Source organism: Kitasatospora sp. NBC_01246 (genome assembly GCF_036226505.1).
Taxonomy (GTDB): Bacteria; Actinomycetota; Actinomycetes; order Streptomycetales; family Streptomycetaceae; genus Kitasatospora.
The window spans coordinates 2053549-2074649 of the sequence record NZ_CP108484.1 but is presented as its reverse complement, the minus strand read 5'-3'; the positions used below and the strand labels follow the sequence as shown (position 1 = coordinate 2074649).

Below are 21101 nucleotides of genomic sequence, written 5' to 3'. Positions count from 1 at the left end.
CTGCCATGCCCACCCGTCGCCCGCCGCCGCCCCTCGCCCGACGGGCCGCGCCCGATCCTCAGTTGGGACCCGCTGTGTACAAGCTCCTGTTCGACCTCGTCTTCAAGAAGATGGACCCCGAGAAGGCCCACCACCTGGCCTTCTTCTGGGTCCGGCTGGCCTCCTCGGTGCCCGGCCTGCGCACCCTCGTCCGGCTGGTGCTCGCCCCGCGCGACCGGGCGCTGCGCACCACCGCCCTCGGCCTCGACCTGCCCGGCCCGTTCGGCCTGGCGGCCGGCTTCGACAAGAACGGCGTCGGCATCGACGGCCTGTCGATGCTCGGCTTCGACTACGTCGAGATCGGCACCGTCACCGGTGAGCCGCAGCCGGGCAACCCGGCGCCGCGGCTGTTCCGCCTGGTCGAGGACCGCGCGCTGATCAACCGGATGGGCTTCAACAACCAGGGCTCGGCACGGGTCGCCGCCCGGCTGGCCGCACGCCCGCACACCAGCTCCACACCGGTCGTCGGCGTCAACATCGGCAAGACCAAGGTGGTCGAGGAGGCCGACGCGATCGCCGACTACGTGAAGTCCACCGAGCGGCTCGCCCAGTACGCCGACTACCTGGTGGTCAACGTCAGCTCGCCGAACACCCCGGGCCTGCGCAACCTCCAGGCCGTCTCGCACCTCGGCCCGCTGCTGGCCGCCGTCCGCGAGGCCGCCGACCGCTCCACCGCGCACCACGTGCCGCTGCTGGTCAAGATCGCCCCCGACCTGGCCGACGAGGACGTCGACGCGGTCGCCGACCTCGCCCTGGAGCTGGGCCTGGACGGCATCATCGCCACCAACACCACGATCGGCCGCGAGGGCCTGCGCGCGAGCGCCGCCCGGATCGAGGAGATCGGCATGGGCGGCCTCTCCGGCGCCCCGCTCAAGGCCCGCGCGCTGGAGGTGCTGCAGCGCCTGCGCGCCCGGACCGAGGGCCGGCTGACCCTGGTCTCGGTCGGCGGCATCGAGACCGCCGAGGACGCCTGGCAGCGCATCGTGCACGGCGCCGACCTGGTCCAGGGCTACAGCGCCTTCATCTACCAGGGCCCGTTCTGGTGCCGGCGCATCCACAAGGGCCTCTCCGCCCGCGTCCGGGCCGGAGGCTTCCGCGACCTGGCGGCCGCCGTCGGCAGCGCCAAGGCCTCCTGACCCCCGCCGGACCCCCTCACCCCCGTGCTACGCCCTGGAAGGACGTCATGACCCTCGCCCCCTTCGGTGCCCGCCTGCGGCACGCCCTCGACACCCGCGGCCAGCTCTGCGTGGGCATCGACCCGCACGCCTCCCTGCTCGCCGCCTGGGGGCTGGAGGACTCCGTGGCGGGCCTGGAGACCTTCAGCCGCACCGTGGTCGAGGCCCTGGCCGACCGGGTGGCCGTGCTCAAGCCCCAGGCCGCCTTCTTCGAGCGGTTCGGCTCCCGGGGCGTCGCGGTGCTGGAGCGGTCCGTCGAGGAGGCCCGGGCGGCCGGCGCGCTCGTCCTGATGGACGCCAAGCGCGGCGACATCGGCTCCACCATGGCCGCGTACGCGGAGGCCTTCCTGGCGCCCGGCAGCCCGCTCTTCTCGGATGCCGTCACCGTCAGCCCGTACCTGGGCTTCGGCTCGCTGCGGCCGGCGCTCGACCTGGCGGCGGCAGGCGGCACCGGGGTGTTCGCGCTGGCCCTCACCTCCAACCCGGAGGGCGCCGAGGTGCAGCGCGCGACCGGCGCGGACGGCGAGCCGGTGGCGGCCGCGGTGCTGCGGCAGCTGGCCGCCGAGAACGCCGGCGCGGAGCCGCTCGGCTCGTTCGGCGCGGTGGTCGGCGCGACGCTGGCCGACGCGGGCGTCGACCTGGCGATCAACGGCCCGCTGCTGGCCCCGGGGATCGGCGCCCAGGGCGCCACGATGGCGGACCTGCCGCGGGTGTTCGGCGCCTCGGTGCGCAACGTGGTGCCGAGCGTCAGCCGCGACGTCCTGCGGCGCGGCCCGTCGCCGGCGGCCCTGCGGGAGGCGGCGGACCGCTTCGTCCAGGAGTACGCGGACGCGGTGAAGTAGCGGGCGCCGCAGCGCTTTCGGTGGCACCCGAAGCGTCGCCGCGGAGGTGGCGTGATGTGCCGCGATGGCGTGACGGGGTGGCGCGGGGTCTCACGACTTGACGTGAGCGCCGTCACATCGGTGGTGCCAAAGGTCCGCAATCGCGGTCATTTTGCCCGGGAAAGTCCTGGTCGGCCTTGGCTGACCAGGACTTTTCGTGTTCTTTTCCTGACGTGGCGCCGCAATCCGGGTAGTGTCCGGCGATAGGTCATCGAAGAGCGGCGATTCCCGTTGCTCTCGCAGGTCAGAGCCGTGAGGTTCCCCTGCGGCCGGTGTCCTGGGAACCAAACCAGTCATAGCTCAATCCCTTCCTTCCACACCCTGAGGTGAACGGCGTGGCTCTTCCGCCCCTTACCCCTGAACAGCGCACCGCCGCGCTCGCCAAGGCCGCCGAGGCTCGCCGGGAGCGCGCCGAGGTCAAGAATCGGCTCAAGCACTCCGGCGCCTCCCTGCACGAGGTGATCAAGGCCGGCAAGGCCGACAACGACGTGATCGGCAAGATGAAGGTCTCCGCGCTCCTGGAGTCCCTCCCCGGCGTGGGCAAGGTCCGCGCCAAGCAGATCATGGAGCGCCTCGGCATCAGCGAGAGCCGTCGTGTCCGTGGCCTCGGTACGAACCAGATCGCCTCCCTGGAGCGGGAGTTCGGCGGCGGTGCCGCCTGACCGTGCCCCCGTGGTCCCGGGAGCGTCCGCGATCCGGGATAATCGGTGCATGAGTGAGCGTCCGCGGCTGACCGTGCTCTCCGGCCCCTCGGGGGTCGGCAAGAGCACGGTCGTCGCTCATATGAGGAAGCAGCACCCCGAAGTCTGGCTCTCGGTGTCGGCGACGACCCGCCACCCGAGGCCCGGCGAGCAGCACGGGGTCCAGTACCACTTCGTCGACAACGACGAGTTCGACAAGCTGATCGCCAACGGTGAGCTGCTGGAGTGGGCCGTGTTCGCGGGCAACCGCTACGGCACCCCGCGCCAGGCCGTACTGGAGAAGCTGGAAGCCGGCGTGCCGGTCCTGCTGGAGATCGACCTGCAGGGCGCCCGTCAGGTGCGCGAGTCGATGCCCGAGGCGCAGCTGGTCTTCCTGGCTCCGCCGAGCTGGGAGGAGCTGGTCCGCCGGCTCACCGGCCGGGGCACCGAGCCGCAGGACGTCATCGAGAAGCGGCTGGAGGCGGCCAAGGTCGAGCTGGCCGCCGAGACGGAGTTCGACACGAGCCTTGTCAACACCTCGGTCGAGCAGGTAGCGGCCGAACTGCTAACCTTGCTCGGTGTAGTCTGACCTGTCTGTCTTTTCCACCTTTCGGAAGGTTTTCGCGTGTCCTCTTCCATGACCGCGCCCGAGGGCATCATCAACCCGCCGATCGACGAGCTGCTTGAGGCCACCGACTCCAAGTACAGCCTCGTGATCTACGCCGCCAAGCGCGCGCGTCAGATCAACGCGTACTACTCGCAGCTCGGTGAGGGCCTGCTGGAGTACGTCGGCCCGCTGGTGGACACCCACGTGCACGAGAAGCCGCTGTCGATCGCGCTGCGCGAGATCAACGCCGGCATGCTCACCGCCGAGGCGGTCGAGGCGGCCTGAGCCGGTCTCCCTGTCTGTTCTGTCGAAGGGCCCGTCGGATCCGTTCCGGCGGGCCCTTCGGCGTGCCCGGGGGCGGTGCGGGGTGCACCGTGCCGCCGGCCGGCGGGGGGTCGTAGGGTGAGCACGTCCCGAGCGAGGAGAGAGTGGGAAGCATGAGCGCGAGCACGGACCGGTCGGACGCACCGCGCGTCGTCCTCGGCGTCAGCGGCGGCATCGCCGCCTACAAGGCGTGCGAGGTGCTGCGGCGGTTCACCGAATCCGGCCACCAGGTGACCGTGGTGCCCACCGAGGCCGCGCTGCACTTCGTCGGCGAGGCCACCTGGGCCGCGCTCTCCGGCCGTCCCGCCGCCACCGAGACCTGGGAGCGGGTCCACGAGGTGCCGCACGTGCGGATCGGGCAGAGCGCCGACCTCGTCGTGGTCGCCCCCGCGACCGCCGACCTGATGGCCAAGGCGGCCCACGGGCTCGCCGACGACCTGCTCACCAACACCCTGCTGACCGCGCGCTGCCCGGTCGTCCTGGCGCCGGCGATGCACACCGAGATGTGGGAGCACCCGGCGACCCGGGAGAACGTGGCCACGCTGCGCCGCCGGGGCGTCGTGGTGCTGGAGCCCGCCGTCGGGCGGCTGACCGGCAAGGACACCGGCAAGGGGCGGCTGCCCGAGCCGTCCGCGATCTTCGACGCCTGCCGGGCGCTGCTGCGCCGGGGCGCGGCCGCGGCCGACCTGGCCGGCCGGCACGTGGTGGTCTCGGCCGGCGGTACCCGTGAGCCGCTGGACCCGGTGCGCTACCTCGGCAACCGGTCCTCCGGCAAGCAGGGCTACGCGCTGGCCGCGACCGCCGCGGCGCGCGGCGCCCGGGTGACGTTGCTCTCGGCCAACGCGGAGCTGCCCGACCCGGCCGGGGTCGACGTGGTGCACGTCTCGACCGCGCTGGAGCTGCGGGAGGCCGCGACGAAGGCGGCGGCGGACGCCGACGCGGTGGTGATGGCCGCCGCGGTGGCCGACTTCCGCCCGGCCGAGTACGCCAGCGGCAAGATCAAGAAGGTCGAGGGGGTCGAGCCGGCCCCGGTCGCGCTGGTCCGCAACCCGGACATCCTGGCCGAGCTCTCCGCCCACCGGCCCCGTTCGGGTCAACTGGTGGTGGGTTTCGCGGCGGAGACCGACGACGTGCTGGCGAACGGTCGCGCGAAGCTCGCCCGCAAGGGCTGCGACCTGCTGGTGGTGAACGAGGTCGGCAACGGCAAGGCCTTCGGCACGGACGTCAACGAGGCCGTGATTCTGGGCTCGGACGGCACTGAGACGGGGGTGCCGGTGGGGCCGAAGGAGGCGCTCGCCGACGTGGTCTGGGACCTGGTCGCGAAGCGGTGGCAACCGGTCGCCGAGTGATCTCAAGAGGTGAGCAACCGGTCTCCTTTTCCGGAATCGAGTCCCGATAGCCGGTAGCTGACCGTTACACTCCAGGAATCAAGTCTTTCCGGATGTCCCCGGTCCGCCGGGGGCCTTCAGTCAGCAGCCGCTGCAACCCCAGGGAGCGCTGTGTCTCGCCGCCTGTTCACCTCGGAATCCGTGACCGAGGGACACCCCGACAAGATCGCTGACCAGATCAGCGACACCATCCTTGACGCTCTCCTGCGAGAGGACCCGACGTCCCGGGTCGCCGTGGAGACGCTCATCACCACCGGCCAGGTGCACGTGGCCGGCGAGGTGACCACCAAGGCTTACGCGCCGATCGCGCAGCTCGTCCGGGACAAGATCCTGGAGATCGGCTACGACAGCTCCAAGAAGGGCTTCGACGGCGCCTCCTGCGGCGTCTCGGTGTCCATCGGTGCCCAGTCGCCCGACATCGCACAGGGTGTCGACACGGCGTACGAGGCCCGGGTGGAGGGTGACGAGGACGACCTGGACAAGCAGGGCGCCGGTGACCAGGGCCTGATGTTCGGCTACGCGTCCGACGAGACGCCCGAGCTCATGCCGCTGCCGATCACCCTGGCGCACCGCCTCTCGCGTCGCCTCTCCGAGGTCCGCAAGAACGGGACGATCCCGTACCTGCGCCCCGACGGCAAGACCCAGGTCACCATCGAGTACGACGGCGACAAGGCCGTCCGCCTCGACACCGTGGTCGTCTCCTCGCAGCACGCGAGCGACATCGACCTCGACTCGCTGCTCACCCCGGACATCCGCGAGTTCGTCGTGGAGCCGGAGCTCAAGGCGCTCGCCGAGCAGGGCATCAAGCTCGTGACCGAGGGCTACCGCCTGCTGGTCAACCCGACCGGGCGCTTCGAGATCGGCGGCCCGATGGGCGACGCCGGCCTCACCGGCCGCAAGATCATCATCGACACCTACGGCGGCTTCGCCCGGCACGGCGGCGGCGCCTTCTCCGGCAAGGACCCGTCCAAGGTGGACCGCTCGGCCGCCTACGCGATGCGCTGGGTGGCGAAGAACATCGTCGCCGCCGGCCTCGCCAGCCGCGCCGAGGTGCAGGTCGCGTACGCGATCGGCAAGGCCGAGCCGGTCGGCCTCTTCGTGGAGACCTTCGGCACCGAGACCGTGCCGGTGCTCACCATCCAGAAGGCCGTCACCGACGTGTTCGACCTTCGCCCGGCCGCGATCATCCGCGACCTGGACCTGCTCCGCCCGATCTACTCGCAGACCGCCGCGTACGGCCACTTCGGCCGTGAGCTGCCGGACTTCACCTGGGAGCGGACCGACCGGGTCGAGCAGCTGAAGAAGGCCGTACAGGACTGACCCGCGGTCGGCCCGACCGATCGGACCGCAGGCGGCGGCCGCCCCGACACGGGGGCGGCCGCCGCCTGCGGCGTTCCCCGGTCGGGGGCCGGTGCGGGCGTCATGTCGGTGTGACCTGGTAGTACTGGGAGCGATGAGCAGCACGCAGGGGAGTGACGAGGCCGGGGCGGCGCCGGAGCAGCTTGCCTTCATCCGGGAGACGGTCCGCCGGGCCAAGCCCCGGACGTGGCACGGCGCCAAGCGGGCCGAGCACCTGCCGGTGGCCCGGGTGGTGGTCGACAAGGGCGTCCTGACCATCGACAAGTTCTTCGACTACGAGGTGCCCGCCGCGATGGCGGACGACGCCCGGCCCGGCGTCCGGGTGCGGGTGCGTTTCGGGGCGCGGGTGGTGAAGGGCCAGCGCGAGGGCGGGGAGCTGCACGACGGGTTCATCGTCGAGCGGCTGGAGAAGAGCGACTTCCCCGGTCCGCTGGCGCCGCTCGCCCAGGTGCTGTCGCCCGAACCGGTCCTCACCCCGCAGCTGCTCCGGCTCTGCCGCACCGTCGCCGACCGGTACGCCGGCACCCTGGCGGACGTCCTCCAGCTGGCCGTACCGCCCCGGCACGCCAAGGCCGAGGCCGAGCCCTCGCCGCCGCCCGGCCCGCTGCCCGGGGCACCGCAGCCCGGCGGCTGGTCCCGCTACCCCGCCGGGCCCGACTTCCTCGCCGCGCTGGCCGCCGGCGGCCAGCCGCGCGCGGTCTGGACGGCGCTGCCCGGCCCCGGCTGGCCCTACGAGATCGCCCGGGCGGTCGCCGCCACGCTGGCGAGCGGGCGGGGCGCACTGGTCGTGCTGCCGGAGGGCCGGTCGGTGGCGCGGGTCGACCAGGCGCTGACCGAGCTGCTGGGCGAGGGCATGCACGCGACCCTGGCGGCCGACCTCGGCCCCCGCGAGCGCTACCGGCGCTGGCTCACGGTGAGCCGCGGCTCGGTGCGCGCCGCCATCGGCACCCGCGCCGCCATGTTCGCGCCGGTGCACGACCTCGGGCTGGTGGTCGTCTGGTCGGACGGCGACAGCAGCCACAGCGACCCGCGCAGCCCGCACCCGCACGTGCGGGAGGTCGCGCTGCTGCGCGCGGCGGAGGAGGGCGCCGGCGTCCTGCTCGGCGGGCACGCCGTCACGGTCGAGGGCGCGCAGCTGGTCAGCACCGGCTGGGCCCGGCCGCTGGTGGCCGACCGGGAGACCGTCCGGCAGGTGGCGCCGAGGGTCCGTACCGTCACCGACCAGGACCAGCACCGGGACGCCGCCGCCCAGGCCGCCCGGCTGCCCTCGGTGGCCTGGGAGGTGGCCCGGGAGGCCCTGGCGAGCGGCGGCCCCGTGCTCATCCAGGTGCCGCGCCGCGGCTACGTGCCCCGGCTGTCCTGCGGGAACTGCCGCACGCCGGCGCGCTGCCGCCGCTGCGAGGGCCCGCTGGAGGCCTCGGCCGCCGACGCGCCGCTGCACTGCGGGTGGTGCGGGGAGGGCGCGGCCGACTGGCACTGCCAGGAGTGCGGCTCGTTCCGGCTGCGGGCCCAGGTGATCGGCGCCCGGCGCACGGCGGAGGAGCTGGGCAAGGCGTTCCCGCGCATCCCGGTCCGGACCTCCGGGCGGGACGCGGTGCTGGCGACCGTCCCCGCCGAGCCCGCCCTGGTGATCTCCACCCCGGGCGCCGAGCCGGTGGTGGAGGGCGGCAGCGGCTACGCGGCCGCCCTGCTGCTGGACGGCTGGGCACTGCTCGGCCGCCCGGACCTGCGGGCCGGTGAGGAGACGCTGCGGCTCTGGCTGACCGCCGCCGCGCTGGTGAAGCCGTCGACGGAGGGCGGCGCGGTGGTGGTGGTGGCCGAGCCGACCGCGCGGCCGGTGCAGGCGCTGGTCCGCTGGGACCCGCTCGGTCACGCCGGGATGGAGCTGGAGGAGCGGGCGCAGCTGCACTTCCCCCCGGTGTCGCGGATGGCCTCGGTCAGTGGCAGCCCGGCGGCGGTGGCGGATCTGCTCGGGCTGATCCGGCTGCCCTCCGAGGCGGATGTGCTGGGGCCGGTGCCGGCGCCCGCGTTGCGGGGGGAGGAGCAGGAGCGGGCGCTGTTGCGGGTGCCGCCCGGGCAGGGCGCGGCGCTGGCGACGGCGCTGAAGGCGGCGCAGATCGCGCGGATCGCGCTGCGGACGCCGGAGGCGGTGAAGGTGCGGATCGATCCGACGGACATCGGGTGAGGTCCGGGGGCGGTCGGGTGGTCCGGCGGGTGTGGGCCGGTGGTTCGGGTGGCGTCGGCGGGTGTGGGCCGGTGGTTCGGGTGGCGTCGGCCGGGGTGTCGGGTGGTTTCGGTCGGCGTCGGCCGGGCGGGGCCCGTGCGGTTCGGCGTGATCGGCCGGACCGCACGGGCTGCCGTCGGGCTCAGCCGCGCAGGGGGATGCCCGGGCGGTCCAGGGCGCCCCGGTCGTGGGTAGGGCGGTCGTGCGCCGCCGCGCGCTCCAGTACGGCCCGGTCCAGGGCGCTGCGGTCCAGGCCGCCCTGGCGGGCCGCCGGGACGGTCGCGGCCAGTCCGGTCGGGGCGGGAGCGGCGGCCGGCAGCTCCTCGGAGCGGTCCGGCCGGGTCGGACCGGGCACCCCCGGGACGCCGCCGGCCGGCACCCCGCCGGCCGCCAGCAGCTCGCTGGTCGGCCGGCGCATCCCGTAGCGCCGGTGCACCGCCTGCTTGGTGACCCCGAGGGCCGAGCCCACCGAGTCCCAGGAGAAACCCAGCGCGCGGTCGAACTCGACCGCCGCCGCGACCAGCGTCTCCACGCTCTCGCGCAGCTCCTGCGCCAGCCGCACCGTCGGCGCGGGCGCCCGCCCGTACACCACGAACCCGGCCGAAGTACTGGGGCGGCGCGGACGGTAGACGTTGCCCAGCTGGGCGGTGAGCGTCCGCAGCGCGTCGACCTGCCGCCGGACCCGCTCGATGTCCCGCACCAGCAGGTGCAGGCTCGCCCGCGCCCGGGCGTCGTGATTGATCTGCTCGGCCATGGCCTACGTGCCACCTTCCGTACGGTTCAGCTCGGCCGGAACGTGATGTCCCGCGCGTTCCGGCCCCGGTCAATCTCACTTGACCAACGCCGGACCGCCCGCCGGGGTCACGCAGCCGGGCCGACTCGGGATATGCCAGAACACGGTGCCGGGAGTCGAAGGCCTGTGCGGGAGCGGTGCGGAGGGGCGGGCGGTGCCGCGATCCGATTGCATAGACTTGGCCGGTGGTCGGCCCGTCGGGCGGTCGTGGGCGGGTCGGTGACCGCTCGGTGACCGGTCCGTGGTCCGAACTCCCGGGGCCCGCCCGTGGCACGCCGATCGCTCGAAACCCGAACGCCGAAGTCCCGCACCTCCCGCACTCCTCAACTCCCCGACGGACAGGAGCCCGTACGCCGTGGCGATCCAGCCGATCCGCATCTTCGGAGACCCCGTCCTGCGGGCCACCGCCAAGCCGGTGACCACCTTCGACAAGGAACTGCGCAACCTCGTCCGGGATCTCACCGAGACCATGCTCGACGCCCCCGGCGCCGGTCTGGCGGCCCCCCAACTCGGCGTCTCCCTGAGGGTGTTCACCTATCACGTGGACGGCGTCACCGGGCACCTGATCAACCCCGACCTGTCGCTGACCGAGGAGGAGCAGGACGGCCCCGAGGGCTGCCTCTCGCTGCCCGGCCTGCGCTACGACACCAGGCGCGCGTACGGCGTGGTCGCCAAGGGCTTCACCATGTACGGCGATCCGGTCACGGTCGAGGGCACCGAGCTGCTCGCCCGCTGCATCCAGCACGAGACCGACCACCTCGACGGCATCATCTTCATCGACCGCCTCGACCGTGAGCGGCGCAAGGAAGCGCTGAAGGCGATCCGCGAAGCGGACTGGGGCGAGGGCCCCGCGCCCGTCGTCCGGGTCTCCCCGCACAGCACCTTCGGCTCCGCGCGCTGACCACCACCCCGGTCGCCGCTCCCACGGAATTCCCGCTACCAGAAAGGCCCTTGATGCGCCTCGTGTTCGCCGGCACCCCCGAGGTCGCCGTTCCCGCCCTGGACGCCCTGCTCGCCTCCGACCGGCACGAGGTCGTCGCGGTGGTCACCCGCCCCGACGCTCCCGCCGGACGCGGGCGCAAGCTGGTCGCCAGCCCCGTCGCCCAGCGCGCCGAGGAGGCCGGGATCGAGGTCCTCAAGCCGGTGAAGCCCAGCGACCCGGAGTTCATCGCCCGCCTCACCGAGCTCGCCCCCGACTGCTGCCCGGTGGTCGCGTACGGCGCGCTGCTGCGCCCCGGCGCGCTGGAGATCCCCAAGCACGGCTGGGTCAACCTGCACTTCTCGCTGCTTCCGGCCTGGCGCGGCGCCGCCCCCGTGCAGCACGCGGTGCTGGCCGGCGACGAGGTCACCGGCGCCTCCACCTTCCTGATCGAGCAGGGCCTGGACTCCGGTCCGGTCTACGGCGTCATCACCGAGGAGATCCGCCCGGCCGACACCAGCGGCGAGCTGCTCGACCGGCTCGCGCACTCCGGCGCCCGGCTGCTCGCCGCCACCATGGACGGGATCGCCGACGGTTCGCTGCACGCCGTCCCGCAGCCCGCCGAGGGCATCACGCTCGCGCCGAAGCTCACCGTCGAGGACGCGCGGATCGACTGGGCCCACCCCGCCCTGCGGATCGACCGCGTGGTCCGCGGCTGCGCCCCCGCCCCCGGCGCCTGGACGCTGTTCCGCGGTGAGCGGCTCAAGGTCTCCGGCCCGGTGAAGCTGCTGGCGGACGCCTCCGCGCTCGCCCCCGGGGAGTTGGCCGTCGGCAAGAACAGCATCCGGGTCGGCACCGGCAGCCACGAGATCGAGCTGGGCGAGGTGCAGCCACAGGGCAAGAAGCCGATGCGCGCGGCCGACTGGGCCCGGGGGGCGCGGATCGAGTCCGGCGAGCGCTTCGAGGACGCCGCGCGCCCGTAGGACGGCGCTTCCGCCGGGACAGCGCTCCCGTGCCGGATGCCGTGCCGCCGGATGCCGTGCCGCCGGTCCCTCCTCGCCCGGGCGGGGCCGCCGGGCCCGGCGCGGGTCCGGGGTCCGGCACGGGCCGGGGCCGGGGTGTACCTTCGGACGAGTCTCCCCGGGCGACGAGTCTCCCCGGACCATGGGGAATACTGTTCGTTCGATAACCACCGCAGCACTTTGAGGCACCTTTTGAGCACTCCCAGCGCCGGCCGCGCGCCCCGTCCGCACCGTCGTCCCAAGAAGGACCCGGCGCGCATCGTCGCGTTCCGCGCCCTGCGGGCCGTCGACGAGCGCGACGCCTACGCCAACCTGATCCTGCCGTCCCTCCTGCGCGAAGCCGAGCAGAAGGGCATGGACCGGCGCGACGCCGCCCTCGCCACCGAGCTGGTCTACGGCACGCTGCGCCTCCAGGGCACCTACGACGCCGTCATCGCCGCCTGCATCGACCGGCCGCTCAGCAAGGTCGACCCGCCGGTCCTGGACGTCCTGTCGCTCGGCGCCCACCAGCTGCTCACCACCCGCATCCCCAGCCACGCCGCCGTCTCGGCGACCGTCGAGCTGGCCCGGGTGGTCCTCGGCGACGGCAAGGCCAAGTTCGTCAACGCCGTCCTGCGCCGGATCAGCGCCCACGACCTGGACGCCTGGATCGCCAAGGTCGCCCCGCCGTACGAGAAGGACGCCGAGGACCACCTCGCCGTCGTCCACTCGCACCCCCGCTGGGTGGTCGCCGCCCTCTGGGACTCGCTCGGCCGCTGGCAGCCCGACGCCTCCGACCGCACCGCGATCGAGGAGCTGCTGCGCGCCGACAACGAGCGCCCCGAGGTCACCCTGGTCGCCCGCCCCGGCCGGATCGCCGTCGCCGACCTCGCCGAGGCGCTGCCCGAGGCCGAGCCCGGCCGCTGGTCCCCGTTCGCGCTCCGGCTCGCCGAGGGCGGCGACCCGGGCGCGCTCCCGGCCGTCCAGGAGAACCGTGCCGGCGTCCAGGACGAGGGCAGCCAGCTGGTCGCGCTCGCCCTGGCCGCCGCGCCGCTCGACGGCCCGGACCGGGTCTGGCTGGACGGCTGCGCCGGCCCCGGCGGCAAGGCCGCGATGCTCGCCGCCCTGGCCGCCCAGCGCGGCGCCGCCCTGGTGGCCAGTGAGAAGCAGCCGCACCGGGCCCGGCTGGTGGCCCGCACGCTGGAGGGCAACCCCGGCCCGTACACCGTGATCGCCGCCGACGGCACCCGCCCCGCGTGGCGCGCCGACAGCTTCGACCGGGTGCTCGTGGACGTCCCCTGCTCCGGCCTCGGCGCGCTGCGCCGCCGCCCCGAGGCGCGCTGGCGCCGCCGGCCGGCGGACGTCGCCGCCTTCGGCCCGCTCCAGCGCGACCTGCTGCGCGGTGCCATCGACGCCACCCGGATCGGCGGCGTCGTCGGCTACGCGACCTGCTCGCCGCACCTCGCCGAGACCAGGGCCGTGGTGAACGACGTGCTGCGGGAGCAGGGTGGCCGGGTCGAGTGGATCGACGCCCGCCCGCTGCTGCCCGGCGTGCCGTCGCTGGGCGAGGGCCCGGACGTCCAGCTCTGGCCGCACCTGCACGGCACCGACGCGATGTACCTGGCGCTGCTGCGCCGGACGGCGTAGCCGGGAGGCGGGGCAAGGAGGGCCGGTCGCGGGTGCGGCCGGCCCTCCGGCGTCTGCCGGGGGCCGGTTCGTCAGGGCGTCGCGAGTGCGGCGAGGAGTGCGGCGGCCTGGTGGCGGAGCCGGTCGAGCGGGAGGTCGTCGCAGTACAGGTCCGCACCGGGGATGCTGAAGGAGCCGAACCCGTGCACCGCTTGGTAGGCGAGGTACGGGCGGTGGCCGGCGCGGAGGTCCAGGCCGCACGCGAGGGTGGCGAAGTGGCCCTGGTCGCCCTCGCTGTCGGGGGCGGCGAGGTACCACTCGGCCTCGAACGGCTCGGGGCCGGACGGCAGCTCCACGAGGGCTCGGGCCAGCGCGCGGACGTCGTCGGCCGTGTCGAACAGCAGCGACTCGGACACGTACGGGGAGGCCGCGAGCAACTCCCACCCGGCAGGGGTGCGGTGGACGGCGAGCGTGGAGGTGCCCTCGGCGGACGTCCAGTGGCAGAGCAGCGGCGGGTCGGTCAGGTCCATCCGGTCCGTCCGGTCTACTCGGTCCATCGGGGGCCTCCGGGGCGGGGCGTTCGGTCGGGTCGCCCTGTTGCCAGAGGTGCTGGAGCAGTCGGCGGCCCGTGTCGGCGGTGGCGTCGGCCGCCGCCTGCTCGGCGCGGGTGAGGACGGCGGTGCCGTGGGCGCCGGGTCCGCCGGTCAGGAAGGGGCCCGCCGGGGTCAGCAGGTCAGCGATCCCGGTGCCCGACAGATGGGACGACCCGGTCATGATCCGCTCAGGCGGACGGCGGCGGGTCGGTGGTCAGGGGGCGGTCGGTGAGGCCGGTGCCGCCGAGGCGGGTGGTCAGGCCGGCGAACAGGGCGATGTCGTCCGGGCTCCAGGAGGGTGCGGCGAACAGCTCGTCGGCGACGCGTTCGGCGGTGGCGCGGATGTCCCGGAGCAGGGTGCGGCCGGTGTCGGTGAGCGCCGCGTAGGCGACCCGGGCGTCCCGGGCGTCCGGCTCGCGGGTCACCAGGCCGATGCGCTCCAGCGGGGCGAGCCCCCGGGTGACGCCGGAGGCGGTGAGGCCGAGCGCCTCGGCGAGGTCCACCCGGCGCATCCGGCCGCCGGGCGCCTGGCCCAGCCGGAGCAGCAGGGTGAAATCGGCCAGGCTGACCCCGTGCAGGCCGCTCAGGCTCGCGTCGAACCGCCGTACCAGGGCCGCCTGCGCCCGGACCAGGCGCAGGGCCGCGTCCAATGTGGAACTCATTGCCACCTCCTTGACTGCTCAAGTATAGCTGCGGACTGAGCCGTCGAGGAGGTGGCGGAGCGGGGGGTGCGGGATCGTGCGGGGTGGGATCAGGCGGTGCGGGCGGCTCGGCGTTGGCGCTTGCCGACAGCGGCCTGGGAGAGGTCCTCGGCCTGCGACCGGAGGTTCTTGTAGCCGTAGCCGTGTTCGTCGAGCCAGGACTTCGCCGCCCCCTCGGCCCGGTCGGCGGCCTCCAGGATGTCCTCCTCGGCCTCGCCCGAGTCCAGGAAGCGGAAGGTGAAGGCGGGGCGCGAGGCGAGGTCGTAGCTGAGGTGCCCCTCGGGCGTGAACGACGCGTACAGCACGTCGTGTTCGGCCGCGCGGGCGAGGAGTTCGGCGTGCTGGTCGGCGTCGAGGCCGTCGAAGGAGCCGCGGACGGTGACGCGGAAGGTGCGAGTGGTCATCCCTCGACCCTAGCCATCGGGGCCGGTCCGGTTCCACCGCGTTTCACCGGTGGGCGGCCCCGGGGTAGCCGGTGGTCGGGCCCGGGGCACCGGGTGGGATCCCACCCGGTGCCCCGACGGGCTCAGGCCTCGCGCAGGGCGGCCTCGGGCGGCGCGATGCCGTCGGGGCCGGCGGAGGCCGGCGCGGCGGGCTCCGCGTCGTCCGCGCCGCCCAGCGCGGGCCAGCGGATCTGCGTCGCGCAGAGTGAGACGACGGCGGCGGACGCGGCCACCGCGGCCATGCCCCACACCAGGCTGCTGCCGTTGGCGATGAAGCCGATCACCGCCGGCCCCGCGAGCAGGCCCGTCGTCCCGGTGGCGGCGACCAGCGCCAGCGCGTCCGAGCCCTGCCGGGCGGCGGCCACGTAGATGCACGGGGTCACGGCCGCGACGCCCAGCCCCACGCAGGCGAACCCGAGCAGCGTCGGCACCACCCCGCCGGCCAGCAGCGCGAGTGCCAGGCCGCCGCCCGCCAGCAGGCTGCCGAAGCGGACGATCCGCCCGTCGCCGAAGCGGGTGCGCCAGCCGTCGGCGAAGATCCGGGCCGCCACCATCATGACCGAGACGACGGCGATGCCCAGCGGGGCCAGCTGGGGCGCCGCGTTGACGACGTCCTTCAGGTAGAGGGCCGACCAGTCGTTCATGGCGCCCTCGGTGATGGTGCCGAACACCATCGCCAGGCCCATCCAGATCGTCACCCGCGAGGGCAGCGTCAGCCCGCGTCGCTTCTTCGGCGCCTGCGGCTCGGCGGCCTCCGGCGCTTCCGCGGCCGCCTTCCGGTCATCCGTCAGCATGCCCGTCTGGGCGAGCCCGAGGAGCAGCAGGAGGACGACGGCGGCGAGGCCGAAGTGCACGGACAGGGTGGTGGTGAAGGCGTTGACGCCGGAGGCGAGCAGGGCGGCGAGCAGCGAGCCGGCGCTGAAGGTGGCATGCAGCCTGGACATCGCCGTCCGCCGGTACTTGACCTCCAGGGCGGCGCCCTGCGCGTTCATCGCGACGTTCAGGCAGCCGACCGCGATGCCGTCGAAGCAGGCCACCACCAGGGTCACCGGGTAGTTGGGCGCCACGGTGAGTCCGAGCAGCACCAGGCCCAGGGCGAGCGCCGACAGGGTGGCGAGCAGCCGTGAACCGAGCCGCCTCATCAGCGCCGCGACCAGCGGGAAGGACACCGCCGCGCCCACCCCGCAGACCATCAGCAGCAGGCCGAGTTCGGCCTCGCTCAGGTCCAGCCGGCTCTTCAGCGCGGGCAGGCGGGAGACCCACGTCGCGTACTGGAAGCCGAGGAAGCAGAACAGGGCCGCGATGGCCAGTTGGGCTCGGCGGTAGTCGTCGCGCAGGCGGAGCATGTTCATCGAACCACTTCGTCTTTCAGGGGCGACCCGGGGAACGGGCCGTGGGGGTGCCGCGGCGCCCCGGAGCCGGCTGCGGCGAGCAGGGCCGTGGGGGTGGGAGCCGCCGGGAGGGGAGGCGCGGCGGGGGGAGCCGTGCGCAGGGACATCGACATGTAGACCGCCTGGGGGCCGTAGCTCGCCGGGAGTTCGACCTCCGGCTCGGCGCGGTAGCCCAGCGGGGCCCAGAGGACCTCGCTGCCCCGGACGGCCACCAGCGAGATGGTCTCGAACCGCCGCAGCCGGGCCGTTCGCGCGAGGTGGCCGAGCACCAGGGGCGCGAGCCCCCGGCCGCGCAGCTCCTCGGCGATCACCAGGTCGTGCGCGTGCATGTTGGTGGACAGGACGCCGGCGGCCTCCGGCCGGCTCAGGTCCGGGCACGCGTGGAGCGGGTAGGGCAGGGCGAGCAGGTAGCCGCCGAGGCGCCCCCGGTGCTCCACCGCGAAGCAGGTGGTGGGCGAGGCCCGGCCCCGGGACTCCAGCGCCGCCCGCCCCTCGGACAGACCGCTCGCGCTGTAGGCGCGGGCCTCCAGTGCCACGACCTCGTCCCAGTCGTCGGCGGCCAGCAGTCGGACGCGGACGCCCTCGGCGATCTCGTCGGCCATCATGCGGGACCTCCCTCGGAGACGGGAACGGGGGTGCGGGCAGGCGCGGGGGTGGGGCGGCCGGTGCTGTCGGTCCGGCGGACGCAGGTGTACGGGAGCGGCTCGAACCCGTTGAAGCCCTGGGTCGTGTACGCCGTGGCGTAGGCACCGCAGGAGAAGATCCAGACCGGATCCCCGGAGGCGGCGGCCGCCGGCACCGCGACGAGGCCGTCGACGTCGGTGTACGCGTCGTCGCTGTCGCAGGTCGGGCCCGCGACGACGGCCGGAATGTAGCCGCCCTCGGTGGCGGAGTCCCGCGGGTGGGCGGGGAACTCCATCCGGTACTGCAGTTCGTCCATCTCGTACAGGCCGTTGAACTTGCCGCAGCCCAGGTAGAGCCAGTGCTGCCGCTCGCCGTCGAGCTGCTGCCGGGAGGTCAGCCGGGCGACCTGGGTCCGGATGGCGCCGTGGTCCGCGACCAGGTGGCGCCCCGGCTCCAGGAGGAAGTCCAGCGGCGCCGCCGACACCTCCCGGAGTCGCTGCATGCCCTCCCGGAGTACGGCGAACATCTTGTCCACCGGCGGGTCGAGCGGCCGGCCCCGCTTGTCGAGGACGCCGAGGGCGGGCAGGCCGCCGCCGAGGTTGACGTGGTCCAGCAGGATGCCCCGCCGGTCCAGCTCCTCGACCACGGCGGTGAGCGAGTCCAGCGCGCTCTGCCAGGCGTCGGAGGTCATCTGCTGCGACCCGACGTGGACGGAGAGCCCCGACGGGGTCAGCCCCGCCGCGCGCGCCTCCTCCAGGACCAGGACGGCGTCCGCCGGTGAGCAGCCGAACTTCCGGCTCAGGCCCCAGAGCGCGCCGTCCCCGGTGGTGGCGACCCGGCAGAACACCCGGGCACCCGGGGCGTGGACGGCGAGCGCCGCGACGTCCTCCAGGCTGTCCGTCGCGAAGTCCCGGACGCCGAGCCGGTACGCCTCGGCGATGTTGCGGTCGGACTTGATGGTGTTGCCGTAGTGGATCCGCTCGACCGGGACGCCGGTGCGCAGGGCCTGGGCGATCTCCTGCGGGCCGGCCGCGTCGAAGCCGGCGCCCAGCTCCGCCAGGTGGGCGAGGACCTCGTCCACCGGGCACGCCTTCATGGCGAAGCGGACGGCGATGCCCGGCAGTTCGCGCAGCAGCGCCGTGTACTGGCCCTCGATCCCGTCCAGGTCGTAGTAGATCCGGTCGTCGGTCGCGGCCGCCAGGGCGGCGCGCAGAAGTGTGTTCTCAGACATCGTCGATAGCTCCAGGCCCGGTCAGCGGGCCAGCTGCTCGGGGCCGGTGGCCTTGCACGCCCGCACCAGCGGACCCCACGCCCCGATCAGCAGTGCGAAGTCCTCGGTGTCCGCCTGTGCCTCGTCGAGCAGGCGGTCCCGCAGGGTGAGCAGATGGTCGGCGAACTCGGCGTACTTGCCGCCGAGTCGGCGGTAGGCGCCGTCCAGGACGGACAGCCGGCGGACGTTCTCCGCCCGGTCCGTCCCGATGCTGCGCCGGACGGAGTCGGCGATCACGGCGACCCGTACGCGGTGCTCGTCGTCGAGCAGCGCACCGCCCGCCGCCTCCATGTCGAAGTACACCGGGTAGAGGTAGAGCATCGACAGCAGGAACTTGGTGAACCGCAGCTGGTAGGCGGTGAATCCGGCGCCCGTGCGGCGCTCGGGGGTGTAGTAGTTCACGATGTGCCGGTTGTGCACCACACCGGGAAGGGTGGCGTCGCGCACCACGTGCAGGAGGAAGTAGTCGCTGCCGATGGTGTCGGTCGCGGACGGCAGCGGCAGGCGCTCGTACACCGCGTGGTCGAAGCCGATGTTGCACATGTCGACCCGCCAGATGTCCGGGAGGTCCAGGACGGCGCGGTCCTCGGTGAACGGGTCGGTGCCACCGCCCACGAAGGAGTCGTCGACCAGCTCCCGCTTCTCCTGCTCCGACGCCCCGGCCGGCGCCCAGAGCGCGACGACCTCGTCGTAGACGGCCGGGTCCAGCTCGCGGATCTCGCCGATGTCGACGGAGAGTTCACCGACGAAGGAGCCGCCGACCATCGCCACCGGCTTCTCGGCGTGCGCCGGGTCGAGGGCGTTCTCGGTGACGCCGGCCGCCGCGTCGGCCGCCCGCTTCCCGAGGGACAGCAGCTCGTGGTGGATCGGGAAGACCGGCTTCCCGTCCAGGACCTGGTAGTGGCTGTCGGAGTCCCGGCGGTGGACGGAGCGGCAGCCGAGGGCGGCGGCGATCAGGAACGCCCGGTTGGTGCAGGCGCCGTAGGAGACGGCGTCCGGCAGCATCAGGTCGAGCACCCGGGCCGGTTCGGCGACCGCGGCGGCGTCGATCACCCGCCGCAGGAACGTCCGCTGCCGGGCTTCGTCGAGGTGGTGCACGACCACGCCCGCCGTCCCGGGCAGCGCGTCCACGGCCTTGGCGTGGACGGCGAACGTCGGCTCGTCGGAGGAGTCCAGCACCAGCAGGTGCACCTCGACGCCGAACTGCGCGGCGGCGTAGGCGGCTTCCTCGCCGATGGACGCGATGGTGTCGGCGCAGGCCCGGTTGGTGGGCAGGGTCAGGCAGATCCTGTCCACGCCGGCGGCCCGGTTCACGCGTCGCCGTCCGGGGTGCTGTGTCGGACGGTGTGCTGTGCGGTGTGCTGTGCGGTGTTCGGTTCGGTCTCCGGTTCGGTGCGCTGCTCGGCGTGCCAGGACTCCAGGCCCAGCAGTTTGGCGCCGAGGTCGCTCAGCTCGGCCTTGCCGTAGCGCAGCGACTCGTGCTTCCGCGGGTCGCCCACCAGCGTCTTGTTCCACGTCGGGGTGGAGAGGTCGCGCCAGGAGGCGATCCGCGAGGCCTTGAGCTCCTCGTGCTCCTCCAGCGCCGGCATCATCGAGAGGTACTGGACCGCCCGGACGCCCTGCTCCGAGGTGTTGCGGGCCACGCCGTGGGCGAGCAGGCCGTTCCAGATCAGCAGGTCGCCGGCCTTCAACTCGGGCCGCACGACCGGGAACTCCGCACGGTCGACGGCGGGCCGGATCGGGTCGCGGTCGGCCGGCTGGGCGGCCTGCCACTGGTTGAACCGCCGGAACAGCTCGGGGTTGCACTGGAAGCCGCCGTGGTCCGGCCGGGTGTCGTTGAGCGCGATGATCCCCTGGACGCGCTGCGGCAGGATGCCGAGCGTGGTGTCGACATCCCAGTGCAGCTCGATGTCGAAGCCCTTGTCCGTCGCCTCGATCAGCGCGCGGTCACGGTTGCCGACGTTCGGCGGGTTGAGGTTGAGCCGGTCCAGCGTCACCCAGAGCTCTTCGCAGTCCCAGACGTCGACGAACGCGTCGTAGACCCGCTGCGCCTGGCGGCTGTCCCAGATCAGCTGGTGCTGGTAGGCCTCGACGAAGCCGTAGATGTGCAGGTGCTGGGCCAGTTCGTCGGCGAACTCCCGCTCCTCGTACCAGGTCTCCGGCCGCTCCGGGTCCAGGCCCTGGAAGTCCCAGGCGAAGTCCAGCAGCCGCTTCGCCGCCTCGGCCGGGATCGCCTCCCGGACGACGACGTAGCCGTACGTCTGCCAGAACGAGTAGTCCTCCTCGGAGAGCACGCGCAGCGGCCGCGCCTTCTCGATGTCCTTCAGCGGTGTCCTGGCGAGGTAGGTCTCGCCGTCGTTGCTGAAGTACGGGGTGTCGGAGGCGGCCCGATACAGGTATCCGTCAGGCTTCGGCATGCAATCACTCCAGAGGTCGGGAAACTACCGCGGCCGGGACGCAGCGCCGGTTCACGGGGCGGCTCCTGCGCCCGTACGCACCGCCGTTCCCGTTCCGCCGCGCGCACGGCGGCATCGCCGCAGGGCGGCGTCGGAGGACGGCCGACCGGCGGCAACGCGTGCTCGGGCGCGGACGGTTCGGGGCGCGGTGGCCACGAACGGCCGGCGGCGGACGGCTCCTGGGAGAGCGCGGCCGAAGGCGCCGGTCGGGTGAAGGGTGAAGGGTGAAGGTGAAGGGGGAGAGGGCGGAGGGTGGTTGATCGGGGTGTCGGGCGACGGGGCTTCGGACAGCGGGGAGGTTGCGGGTCTCGCGGTTCCCGGCGGCGCTCAGCGCGCGTGCGGTTCCTGCGGGGGTGGCGGGCCCGGTCGGGCCCTCGGGGCTGTCGCATCCAGGGACGGACCGCCCGTTTCCCGCGGGGACGGGGCCGGGATTCCTTCCTCCTTCTTGTGTTCGAAGCCCCCGACGCGTCGTTGACGCCCTCGGTGGACATGCGGCGGCGTCGGCCAACTCGCGTGTCCGGCACGGGGCATCGCCAGGACTTCCCACCTCGTCAAACTTGCTTCCCCTACGGTGGACTAGACCAACTTGTGGTGTCAACCCTTCTCC

Annotated in this window: 20 protein-coding genes; 11 read left to right on the top strand and 9 right to left on the bottom strand. The window is 73.8% G+C overall.

Going from position 1 to position 21101, the window contains the following annotated elements; genetic code table 11:
- Positions 1–74 precede the first annotated feature (74 nt).
- The 8 genes from OG618_RS08920 (at position 75) to OG618_RS08885 (ending at position 8638) form a co-directional block, all read left to right on the top strand.
- The gene (locus OG618_RS08920) at positions 75–1175 is read left to right on the top strand and encodes a quinone-dependent dihydroorotate dehydrogenase (protein ID WP_329486773.1); all 1101 of its coding nucleotides are present in this window, start codon (positions 75–77) and stop codon (positions 1173–1175) included.
- A 47-nt stretch (positions 1176–1222) separates the two neighbouring features.
- Positions 1223–2056, top strand: a complete 834-nt coding sequence (pyrF, locus tag OG618_RS08915; RefSeq protein ID WP_329486771.1) for an orotidine-5'-phosphate decarboxylase — start codon at positions 1223–1225, stop codon at positions 2054–2056.
- A 374-nt stretch (positions 2057–2430) separates the two neighbouring features.
- Entirely contained in the window at positions 2431–2757 is a 327-nt protein-coding gene (mihF, locus tag OG618_RS08910; RefSeq protein WP_030056187.1) for an integration host factor, actinobacterial type, read from the top strand.
- Positions 2758–2806: 49 nt separating this feature from the next.
- A complete protein-coding gene (gene gmk / locus OG618_RS08905) occupies positions 2807–3364 on the top strand; it encodes a guanylate kinase (protein ID WP_329486770.1) in 558 nt (185 codons plus the stop codon).
- Between the two features lie 36 nt (positions 3365–3400).
- Positions 3401–3667: a DNA-directed RNA polymerase subunit omega gene (gene rpoZ, locus OG618_RS08900; protein ID WP_030056185.1), complete on the top strand. Its 267-nt coding sequence runs from the start codon at positions 3401–3403 to the stop codon at positions 3665–3667.
- 152 nt (positions 3668–3819) lie between these two features.
- On the top strand, positions 3820–5055 hold the full coding sequence (coaBC, locus tag OG618_RS08895; protein ID WP_329486769.1) for a bifunctional phosphopantothenoylcysteine decarboxylase/phosphopantothenate--cysteine ligase CoaBC: 1236 nt from the start codon (positions 3820–3822) through the stop codon (positions 5053–5055).
- A gap of 150 nt (positions 5056–5205) precedes the next feature.
- Complete coding sequence (gene metK / locus OG618_RS08890) at positions 5206–6414, top strand: methionine adenosyltransferase (protein WP_329486768.1); 1209 nt, start codon at positions 5206–5208, stop codon at positions 6412–6414.
- A 133-nt stretch (positions 6415–6547) separates the two neighbouring features.
- Positions 6548–8638, top strand: coding sequence for a primosomal protein N' (locus OG618_RS08885; protein WP_329486767.1), 2091 nt, complete (start codon positions 6548–6550; stop codon positions 8636–8638).
- 181 nt (positions 8639–8819) lie between these two features.
- On the opposite strand, the gene OG618_RS08880 is transcribed toward OG618_RS08885, so the two are convergent.
- A complete protein-coding gene (locus OG618_RS08880) occupies positions 8820–9431 on the bottom strand; it encodes a hypothetical protein (protein WP_329486766.1) in 612 nt (203 codons plus the stop codon).
- Between the two features lie 394 nt (positions 9432–9825).
- Between OG618_RS08880 and def the strand changes: the two genes are divergently transcribed.
- The 3 genes from def to OG618_RS08865 all read left to right on the top strand — a co-directional run bounded on the left by def (position 9826) and on the right by OG618_RS08865 (position 13037).
- Positions 9826–10371, top strand: coding sequence for a peptide deformylase (def, locus tag OG618_RS08875; RefSeq protein WP_329486765.1), 546 nt, complete (start codon positions 9826–9828; stop codon positions 10369–10371).
- 53 nt (positions 10372–10424) lie between these two features.
- Positions 10425–11372: a methionyl-tRNA formyltransferase gene (gene fmt, locus OG618_RS08870; RefSeq protein ID WP_329486764.1), complete on the top strand. Its 948-nt coding sequence runs from the start codon at positions 10425–10427 to the stop codon at positions 11370–11372.
- Between the two features lie 231 nt (positions 11373–11603).
- Positions 11604–13037: an RsmB/NOP family class I SAM-dependent RNA methyltransferase gene (locus OG618_RS08865; RefSeq protein WP_329486763.1), complete on the top strand. Its 1434-nt coding sequence runs from the start codon at positions 11604–11606 to the stop codon at positions 13035–13037.
- 71 nt (positions 13038–13108) lie between these two features.
- Here OG618_RS08865 and OG618_RS08860 read toward each other — a convergent pair whose 3' ends face one another.
- The 8 genes from OG618_RS08860 to OG618_RS08825 all read right to left on the bottom strand — a co-directional run bounded on the left by OG618_RS08860 (position 13109) and on the right by OG618_RS08825 (position 20455).
- Positions 13109–13573 (bottom strand): hypothetical protein, encoded by a 465-nt coding sequence (locus tag OG618_RS08860; protein ID WP_329486762.1) that lies wholly within the window; start codon positions 13571–13573, stop codon positions 13109–13111.
- Positions 13574–13797: 224 nt separating this feature from the next.
- Positions 13798–14271 (bottom strand): MarR family winged helix-turn-helix transcriptional regulator, encoded by a 474-nt coding sequence (locus tag OG618_RS08855; RefSeq protein ID WP_329486761.1) that lies wholly within the window; start codon positions 14269–14271, stop codon positions 13798–13800.
- An 89-nt stretch (positions 14272–14360) separates the two neighbouring features.
- Positions 14361–14714 carry a DUF6204 family protein gene (locus OG618_RS08850; protein ID WP_329486760.1) on the bottom strand — a complete coding sequence of 118 codons (354 nt, stop codon included), beginning with the start codon at positions 14712–14714 and terminating at the stop codon, positions 14361–14363.
- Between the two features lie 122 nt (positions 14715–14836).
- Positions 14837–16099 (bottom strand): MFS transporter, encoded by a 1263-nt coding sequence (locus OG618_RS08845; RefSeq protein ID WP_329492045.1) that lies wholly within the window; start codon positions 16097–16099, stop codon positions 14837–14839.
- A 2-nt stretch (positions 16100–16101) separates the two neighbouring features.
- Positions 16102–16749 (bottom strand): GNAT family N-acetyltransferase, encoded by a 648-nt coding sequence (locus tag OG618_RS08840; protein ID WP_329486759.1) that lies wholly within the window; start codon positions 16747–16749, stop codon positions 16102–16104.
- Positions 16746–17999, bottom strand: a complete 1254-nt coding sequence (locus OG618_RS08835) for a type III PLP-dependent enzyme (protein ID WP_329486758.1) — start codon at positions 17997–17999, stop codon at positions 16746–16748. The genes OG618_RS08840 and OG618_RS08835 overlap by 4 nt, the downstream gene beginning before the upstream one ends.
- A 21-nt stretch (positions 18000–18020) precedes the next feature.
- Positions 18021–19352: a DUF6271 family protein gene (locus OG618_RS08830; RefSeq protein ID WP_442906772.1), complete on the bottom strand. Its 1332-nt coding sequence runs from the start codon at positions 19350–19352 to the stop codon at positions 18021–18023.
- A complete protein-coding gene (locus OG618_RS08825) occupies positions 19349–20455 on the bottom strand; it encodes a phytanoyl-CoA dioxygenase family protein (protein ID WP_329486757.1) in 1107 nt (368 codons plus the stop codon). Before OG618_RS08825 ends, OG618_RS08830 begins: the two co-directional genes overlap by 4 nt.
- Positions 20456–21101: the final 646 nt, after the last annotated feature.

Excerpts from the sequence above, each read along its gene's own strand:
- pyrF (WP_329486771.1), top strand. The coding sequence starts at position 1,223 with ATGACCCTCGCCCCCTTCGGTGCCCGCCTGCGGCACGCCCTCGACACC.
- gmk (WP_329486770.1), top strand. The coding sequence starts at position 2,807 with ATGAGTGAGCGTCCGCGGCTGACCGTGCTCTCCGGCCCCTCGGGGGTC.
- coaBC (WP_329486769.1), top strand. The coding sequence starts at position 3,820 with ATGAGCGCGAGCACGGACCGGTCGGACGCACCGCGCGTCGTCCTCGGC.
- OG618_RS08885 (WP_329486767.1), top strand. The coding sequence starts at position 6,548 with ATGAGCAGCACGCAGGGGAGTGACGAGGCCGGGGCGGCGCCGGAGCAG.
- OG618_RS08880 (WP_329486766.1), bottom strand. The coding sequence starts at position 9,431 with ATGGCCGAGCAGATCAATCACGACGCCCGGGCGCGGGCGAGCCTGCAC.
- fmt (WP_329486764.1), top strand. The coding sequence starts at position 10,425 with ATGCGCCTCGTGTTCGCCGGCACCCCCGAGGTCGCCGTTCCCGCCCTG.
- OG618_RS08860 (WP_329486762.1), bottom strand. The coding sequence starts at position 13,573 with ATGGACCGAGTAGACCGGACGGACCGGATGGACCTGACCGACCCGCCG.
- OG618_RS08855 (WP_329486761.1), bottom strand. The coding sequence starts at position 14,271 with ATGAGTTCCACATTGGACGCGGCCCTGCGCCTGGTCCGGGCGCAGGCG.
- OG618_RS08850 (WP_329486760.1), bottom strand. The coding sequence starts at position 14,714 with ATGACCACTCGCACCTTCCGCGTCACCGTCCGCGGCTCCTTCGACGGC.
- OG618_RS08845 (WP_329492045.1), bottom strand. The coding sequence starts at position 16,099 with ATGCTCCGCCTGCGCGACGACTACCGCCGAGCCCAACTGGCCATCGCG.
- OG618_RS08840 (WP_329486759.1), bottom strand. The coding sequence starts at position 16,749 with ATGATGGCCGACGAGATCGCCGAGGGCGTCCGCGTCCGACTGCTGGCC.
- OG618_RS08835 (WP_329486758.1), bottom strand. The coding sequence starts at position 17,999 with ATGTCTGAGAACACACTTCTGCGCGCCGCCCTGGCGGCCGCGACCGAC.
- OG618_RS08825 (WP_329486757.1), bottom strand. The coding sequence starts at position 20,455 with ATGCCGAAGCCTGACGGATACCTGTATCGGGCCGCCTCCGACACCCCG.